General features: G+C 39.2%; 4 protein-coding genes and 1 other annotated feature. Of the genes, 2 read left to right on the top strand and 2 right to left on the bottom strand.

All coding sequences use genetic code 11. The features are described 5' to 3' along the window. Positions 1-459: 459 nt before the first annotated feature. Positions 460-3,435, bottom strand: coding sequence for a transglycosylase domain-containing protein (locus CD001_RS21945; protein ID WP_096189756.1), 2,976 nt, complete (start codon positions 3,433-3,435; stop codon positions 460-462). 139 nt (positions 3,436-3,574) lie between these two features. Continuing rightward, positions 3,575-3,813, top strand: a binding site (T-box leader). Between the two features lie 135 nt (positions 3,814-3,948). On the opposite strand from CD001_RS21945, the gene tyrS reads away from it, so the two are divergent. Further along, on the top strand, positions 3,949-5,226 hold the full coding sequence (gene tyrS, locus CD001_RS21940) for a tyrosine--tRNA ligase (RefSeq protein WP_096189755.1): 1,278 nt from the start codon (positions 3,949-3,951) through the stop codon (positions 5,224-5,226). A 317-nt stretch (positions 5,227-5,543) separates the two neighbouring features. Here the strand turns inward: tyrS and CD001_RS21935 are convergent, their stop codons facing one another. Further along, complete coding sequence (locus tag CD001_RS21935) at positions 5,544-6,668, bottom strand: M20 family metallopeptidase (protein WP_257009898.1); 1,125 nt, start codon at positions 6,666-6,668, stop codon at positions 5,544-5,546. Positions 6,669-6,825: 157 nt separating this feature from the next. On the opposite strand from CD001_RS21935, the gene CD001_RS21930 reads away from it, so the two are divergent. Then, a complete protein-coding gene (locus CD001_RS21930) occupies positions 6,826-8,175 on the top strand; it encodes a M20/M25/M40 family metallo-hydrolase (protein WP_096189753.1) in 1,350 nt (449 codons plus the stop codon). Positions 8,176-8,177 lie beyond the last annotated feature (2 nt).

The raw sequence follows: 8,177 nt of genomic DNA, 5'->3' as shown, positions 1-8,177 counted from the left end.
ATACTATATTTACCTGAATAATCAGATAAAACTGATGAAAAAATAACCATCATTTCTAAATAGGAAACGATGGATGTTCTAGGTTGATTGAAGAACGAAAGGCGGCGACTCCAATGGGATCAGCGCAGTCTGAAAATCCATTCTGACGATGCTTCGCTGAGTCAGAATTAGTTGAAGACAAGCCCCATGGAAAGCGTCCGCCGGGAGGGATGAGATCGTGAGATATCATACTTTTCTTTAAAAAAAAAAGGCTGTTGAGAAAACTTTCTCAACAGCCTGATCAATCTCTCGATTGATGTCTAGACTTCAGGCACCATCGGCTCGAGGTCGCTTCGCCCCGCCACTTGAAGTCTAAGTTCGGACTTCTTCCTGTCGGGACTCCAGCGCTTGTCGCCGATAGGCGGGTGCCTTGCGCTTTTCAGTATATAACTCGTATTTCTATTCATTTACACTTTTCCGTCAGTCATCGTTATTATCGTCATTCGGTTCATCGGTATCATCTTCAGGGTCCGGATTATTATTATCATCGTCGTTATGATCATCTTCATCATCGCGTGTCCCATTGCCATTACCATTACCGTTTCCATTACCGTTGCCATTTCCATTTCCATTGTCATTGCCGTTTCCATTACCGTTGTCATTATCAGAGTCATCGTCACGGTCATTGTCTCCGTCTTCATCTTCATCGTCGTCTCTTCCATCATCAGAAGAATCTTCATAATCACCGATAATGACTTGATCACTCGGATCAGATTCTCGACCTGAAACATCGACAGCGGTCACATAATAAGCACCATCATTTCCTGAATAACTTAGTGAGTCGTCCCAAATGACACTATCAACTTGGCTAAAGCTTGAACCTTCAGAAGGAGAATAATAAACGCGATACCCAATTACGTCACCTTCATGATGGTCATCCCACGAAATGGAACTGCTTGATGCTGATAATGAAGTAAGCTCATCTGGCGTTTTTCCATTATCCGGAGCTTCTTCATCTGGAATCAATGTATCCCAGCTATCTGGAATATATTCCGAGATATCTCCGCCATCTGCAAAATCAAAGTATTCTTCTTTTACAGATACCCCTTCTTTCGTAAATTCGCTTGGGGTAGACTCCAAAGCTTTATACAAACTATCGTTAACCTTTACATAGTTGACACGTTCGAGGCTATCATCAACTTCTGTAGGCACGAACTGTGAATTAAATAAATCTTCAGTGACTAACCCAGCTTCGCGGCATAAGTCAGATGGAAGTTTTCCAGAAATACCACAAATAGATTGGCGAACAATTCCACCTGGAGATTCGAAGCTCTCTGAAGGAGCGATTAAATCTGGATCGATATCATAAGTAGCATTTGCTAATCGTGCCCATAACATTTGTAAGCGAGGACCATAATTATAGCTACCTACCTGTCGGATTGGATCATTGTTATCATAACCGATCCATGCACTTAACGTGACATTAGGGTTAAATCCGACGAACCAATAGTCTTGTGGCCCTCCGGTTGTACCTGTTTTTCCTGCCCAGTCAGCCGAGAAATTTAATTGGCTCGGGAGGCCGGACGCTGTACCTGGGGAACGTAAGACGTCTCTCATCATATCGATCATTAAATAGTTTGTTTGCGGTGAAAAGACTTCAACTTCTTCAGATTCATGTTCGAAAAGAACATTCCCATTTGAGTCTTCAATACGCTCAATCATATAACTTTCGACACGCTTACCATTGTTCCCAAATAATGAGAAAGCGTTCGTATTTCTCTCAACAGTCATATCGATTGTACCTAGTGCTGATGCTTCATAAGGTTCACCACCAAGAAAGTAAGGTTCAAATCCCATATTAATTAACGCTTCTTGAGCAGTCGCATGATCAAGCTTTTTAAATTCTCTAACTGCAGGAGTATTTCGAGAGCGTTGTAACGCTTCTCGTGCAGTCATTAGTCCCATGTGGCGGTTGTCAAAGTTTGATACTGGATCTCCGCCATTCGAATAGTTAGTTGGAACATCAGGAGTAATAAATCCTGGCTGTAGGACACCAGTCTCAAAACCTACACCATACGTTAATAATGGCTTCATCGTTGAACCAGTTGGTCTCGTTGCTTGAGTTGCATGGTTATAATTTTGCTTCTCATAGTCACGTCCAGCAACAAAACTAATAATTTTCCCTGTCCGATTGTCTTGTAATACAGAAGCGGTTTCTTCTAAATAGGTCCTAGTTTCTTCTTCTCCTTCCTCATTCACAACAGTCTCTTCGACATCTGGACCAAAATAATCAAATTGAGAGACTATTTCATTGTGGGCGTCATAAATTTCTTTATGAATAGTCGTATGAACTCGGTATCCATCTCGATGTATAGACCTTTCAGCTTCTTCACGATAACGGTTGTACATTAGCTGTCTTTGGTCGTCATCTTCAATTTCGTCTAAAATGATCTCATCTTCTTCCATTAATATGTGTACTAATTTTTCCGTCGCACGACGGCGCACTTCATCTGTAATGAACGGATAATCTTCTAAACTAGATGATTGTGGTTCAACTAAATTCTCCTGAATATCATAAGTAAGTGCTTCCTCGTATTCTTCATCTGTAATATATCCACGTGAGTTCATCCGGCTTAACACCGTCTGCATCCGATTTAACCCTGCATCAAAACTATCCTTTTGCTGTCCTTGTGATGTAAAGGGAGTATACGCAAACGGGCTTTGAGGCAAACCTGCGATAAACGCAGCTTGTGGTATATTCAATTCAGAAACATCTACTCCAAAAATTCCTTGTGCGGCTGATTGAGCTCCAGCAATTTGTCTTCCAGATGAATTACGCCCGAATGGTACAACGTTTAAGTAGGCTTCTAAAATTTCATCTTTTTCAAAGAAGTTTTCGAGTCTCATCGCTAATAAAATTTCAGTAGCTTTACGGTCATGAGTGACTTCACTCGTTAAAATTTGGTTTTTTATTAGCTGCTGTGTCAGTGTACTACCGCCAGTTTGTGTTGCGGCACTAGAAAAATCTTGGTAAATTGCTCTAAAAAGGGCTTTAGGGACAATTCCGTCATGCTCATAAAAGTATTCATCTTCCGTAGCAATTACGGCATCAATGAGGTGCTGAGAAACGTTATCCAAGTCAACTTCTCGCCGTTCCAAAGGACTTGGTAAATCACCTAAGTATACATCATCGGCAAAATAGATTTCTGTTGCCTCTTCATAATCATATATATCTCGTTCCATATCCTCATAGCTCCGTATCGGCTCGTCTTTAACAAGTGAAGCAAAGTAACCTGCACCTGCTCCGCCTACGAAAAACACAGTCATAAGGCCGAGAATCGCAAAAACTAAAAATAAATTCCAAATTACATTAGAGGTGACTCGGACACCTTTTAAAAGACCTTGTGACTCTTTTCTATTTATTAATTTACGAAATGAAAATTTCTCATCGCTCATAATTGCCAACCCTCCTAAAAAGTCATGAATATTATAGCATAGAAAAAGAATGAATAAATAGCATCTGCGCATAAATATTAAGAGATAGTTGACAATAAATATAAAAATATGATAAAAAAATAAAATGACACTTACATAAATGAAGGCGTTGAATTGGATGAAGTAATTTTCGTCTCCCTGTCTCAGAGAGCCGGTGGCCGCTGTAAACCGGAACATAGGCGAACAATGAATTACACCCAAGGAGCTATTTCTAGTAAGCTTTCGTGATACTGTACGAGTATCACGGAATGCTAGAACGCAAATGAAGCGTTATTCATAAAGCCGGGAATACTTTCACTATTCCAATCAGGGTGGTACCGCGATCAATTCGTCCCTTTGTTTAGGGGCGTTTTTTTATTTCTCAGGCTCTGTTTAAATGGGAATGTTAAATTGTTCGAAGTAATATACAATAACAACTATAACACCTAGCCCAAATCATAACTGAGCCTATCAAAAAATATGAGGTGAATTTCGATGACATTATTAGAAGATTTACAGTATCGAGGTTTAGTTAATCAAATGACAGACGAGCGAGGATTAACAGAGCTATTAGACAACGAATCCGTAACGCTATACTGTGGCTTTGACCCGACTGGAGACAGTTTGCATATCGGGCATTTGCTTACAATTTTAACGTTAAGACGTTTTCAGCTATCAGGTCATAAGCCGCTTGCACTTGTGGGAGGCGCGACTGGACTTATTGGTGATCCGAGCGGGAAAAAGGCCGAGAGAACGTTAAATGAACAAGATACCGTTAAAGAATTTAGTAACAAAATTAAAGGCCAGCTATCTCGTTTTTTAGATTTCGACGGTGCTAGTCGTGCGAAGCTTGTGAACAATTACGACTGGATCGGATCGATGTCGGTAATTGACTTCTTGCGGGATGTCGGTAAAAACTTTGGATTAAATTACATGCTTGCCAAAGATTCCGTCGAGTCACGGATCTCATCCGGGATTTCTTTTACAGAATTTAGTTACATGATTCTTCAATCATACGATTTTTATGAGTTATATAAAAATGAAGAGTGCAAGCTGCAAATTGGCGGAAGTGACCAGTGGGGCAATATTACTGCAGGACTTGAATTAATTCGTAAAATGTATGGACAAGAAGAGGATGGAAAACCGAAAGCATTCGGCTTTACGATTCCACTTGTGACGAAAGCTGACGGGACAAAGTTCGGAAAAACAGAAGGAGGTGCGATCTGGCTTGACCCTGAAAAAACATCACCATATGAATTTTATCAGTTCTTAATTAATACGGATGACCAAGATGTCATTAAATTTTTGAAATACTTTACGTTTTTATCAAAAGAAGAAATTAGTGATTTAGAAGTCGAATTACAGGAAAGACCGCATGAAAGAGCGGCTCAGAAAAAACTTGCAGAAGAATTAACGAAATTTGTTCATGGTGAAAAAGCTGTGGAACAAGCAGAAAATATTACCTCTGCATTGTTTGGCGGAGGCGACTTAAAGAGTCTTACTGCAGAAGAGGTATTACAAGGATTTAAAGATGTGCCATCTTACACGGTAGAAGAGGTAGAAAAAGGGCTTATCGACCTTCTTGTAGACGCAAACATTTCCCAATCAAAACGTCAGGCTCGTGAAGATATAAAAAATGGTGCTGTTTATATTAATGGTGAACGCTGCCAGGAGTTAGAAAAGGTCATGAGTGATGAAGATAAGATTGATGATGCATTTACGATCGTTCGTCGTGGGAAGAAAAAGTTCTTTTTAATTCGATATGGGAAATAAGAAAAGACGCTAGAAGTTACAATGATAAATGAAAGAGAGAAGCCGGGACAAAAACCCAGTATAAAAGAGTGGCCAGCACCGTGTTAGTGAGAGCCACTTCTTTTTTTGTCAGGAATTTATATTGGGGTGATTGTTCCAAAAATACTCGCTTTTACTCCAAAGCACAAGTGCGACATCAGCTCTTACTTCACTAATGGTGACAAAAATGAACATAAAGTATCTTTGATAACAAAAGCCCTTTAATGAGATAAAATGAGCTGAGATACAACTTTCCACAACTCAGAGATACTTATTGATAGATTGATCACGTTTAATCATTATATTTTTTTAAGTAAGTGAGCGAACATGGCTGCGCGTTTCGGCAGTTCGTCAACGATAATATGTTCATTTTCAGCATGTGGACCTTCCCCTAACGCTCCGAGTCCGTCTAACGTCGGTACGCCAAGAATAGCCGTAAAATTACCGTCGCTTCCACCTCCAACAAGTTTTTCACCAATATGTAAACCTACTTCTCGTCCTGCTTCTTGAGCTTTGTTAAAGAGTTCTTGAGTGGATTCACTTTTTACCATAGGTGGACGGTTGAGTTCGCCAGTTATTTTGAGCTTCACATTGTCGGTAACAGGTTTTAAACTTTCTAATGTTTGAACAATTCGATCAGCTTCTTCCACAGTTTTGACTCGAAAATCGATGAGTGCTTCTGCATAATCAGGAACGACATTTCTTTTCGTTCCACCGCTCACTACGCCAACATTTACGGTTGTTCCTACTTCATAATTCGTTAATTTCTCAAGGTTGATAATTTGATGAGCAAGTTCATACACAGCACTATGACCATCTTCATGATGATTACCTGCATGCGATGCTTTTCCGTATACTTCTAAATTATAGATTCCAACCCCTTTTCTCGCCGTTTTTAAATCACCTGTTTTTGCGACAGGTGGTTCAGTGATGAAAACAATATCACTATTTTGTGCCTCCTGTTCAATTAATTTTTTGGACTTCTGACTTCCAAGCTCTTCATCAGAAGTGAATAGAAAAACGAGCTCAATATCCGGAAATTCATTTTTTTCTTTAAGAGCATTGACTGCCCATAGCGATTGGATAATACCACCTTTCATATCAATGGCACCTGGACCGAAAAACTTATTCTCGACTATTTTTATTGGAAGTCGACCTTTGTCCCAAACGGTATCAAAGTGCGCACAAACTAAAACGCGTTTGTCCCCATTCCCTACGGTAACTTTAAAATGGTCACCACGTTCCGCTTGTTCAAAGACTTCGAGGTCGCCTCCAATTAATTGTTTTGCCATGATTTGTAACGTTTGACCACAATGATCTACGAGTTCTTTCTGATTAGATGGTGATTCAGCAGTAACTAACGTATGTAAATCTGCTAACATTTCTTCCTGATGCTCTTCTAAATATTCTTTAATGATACTCACGTAAATCAATCCTTTCATCCATTAAAGTGCTGAACACATTCGGAATATTTAAAATTGACAAAATATTTTGATTGAATTATAGTAAATACTATCATATTTAAGGAATACTTACAGCTAATTTCCTTAAATAATAAAAAATTTTTAATGAGGTGATCTTTTGGACGAACTGTATAAGTATATTGAGGATCATCAAGATATGTACATCGCGTGGTTGCAGGAATTATGTCGAATTCCGAGTGTTGCAGCGCAAAATCGAGGAATGGAGGAAGCTGCAAAACAAGTCTTAGATAGTCTGAAATTACATAATAAGGCTCAAGCAATGCTCATTGATACGGATGGATATCCTGTTGTGTTTGGAGGAGTAAAAGGAAAGGGTAAACGAGTTCTTTCTTTTTACAATCATTATGATGTTCAACCTGAAGATCCAATTGATTTATGGGATTTACCGCCATTTGATAGTGAAATTGTTGATGGGAAATTAATCGCTCGTGGTTCTGCAGATAACAAAGGGAATTTAGTCGCTCGAATCGCTGCTGTCCATGCGTACCAACAAGTTTACGGAGAATTACCTATAAATATAAAGTTTATTGTTGAAGGTGAAGAAGAAATAGGAAGTCCTAATTTAGAAGGGTTTGCCGAAAAGAATGCAGACTTAATACAAGCAGATGGCTGTGTATGGGAATTTGGTTATAAGAATGCTGATGGGCGTCAACAGGTTAGCTTAGGAGTAAAGGGGATGGCTTATGTCGAGTTATCTTGTAAAGGTGCCAATACGGATTTACATTCAGCTAATGCAGCGGTAATCGAAAATCCAGCATGGCGGTTAATTTGGGCACTTCAATCAATGAAGGATGAAAGTAATAAAGTGAAAATTCCAGGTTTTTATGAAGATGTGTTAAATCCGACAGATAGAGATGCTCAATTAATACAAGAGTTAATATATAGTGAAAAAGAAATGAAAGAGCGTTTAGAAATTGACCATTTTGTTAATGGAGCCGAAGGTGAAGAATTAAAAACACAACTCATTTTTTCACCGACATGTAATATTTGTGGATTTGAGAGCGGGTATACGGGTGAAGGTGCTAAAACAGTTCTTCCATCTGAAGCGAAAGTCAAACTAGACTTTCGGTTAGTACCTAACCAAGACCCTTATAAGGTTGTAGAACAACTTAGAAGTCATTTAGATCATCATGGATTTAACGATATTGAGATTACACCTCTAGGATTGGAGTTTCCTGCAAGAACAGAGCCAAATGATCCCCTTGCTAAAAGTGTAATTTCAGCTACTAAAGATGTAATGGGGATGGACCCAACAGTTATGCCAATGTCGCCAGGGACAGGTCCAATGTATGAATTATGTCAGAAACTAGGAATCCCTGCAGTATCTGTCGGTGTTGGTCATTTTGCATCTAATAATCATGCTCCTAACGAGAACATATACATGAAAGACTTTATTGATGGAATCAAAATAATTGCGAAAGTCATTGATGACTTTTCAAAACACTAGGG

The organism is Evansella halocellulosilytica, assembly GCF_002335745.1.
Lineage (GTDB): Bacteria > Bacillota > Bacilli > Bacillales > Salisediminibacteriaceae > Bacillus_CA > Bacillus_CA halocellulosilytica.
Note: the sequence above shows the minus strand (reverse complement) of the source record. Positions and strands in the feature narration are given on the sequence as shown.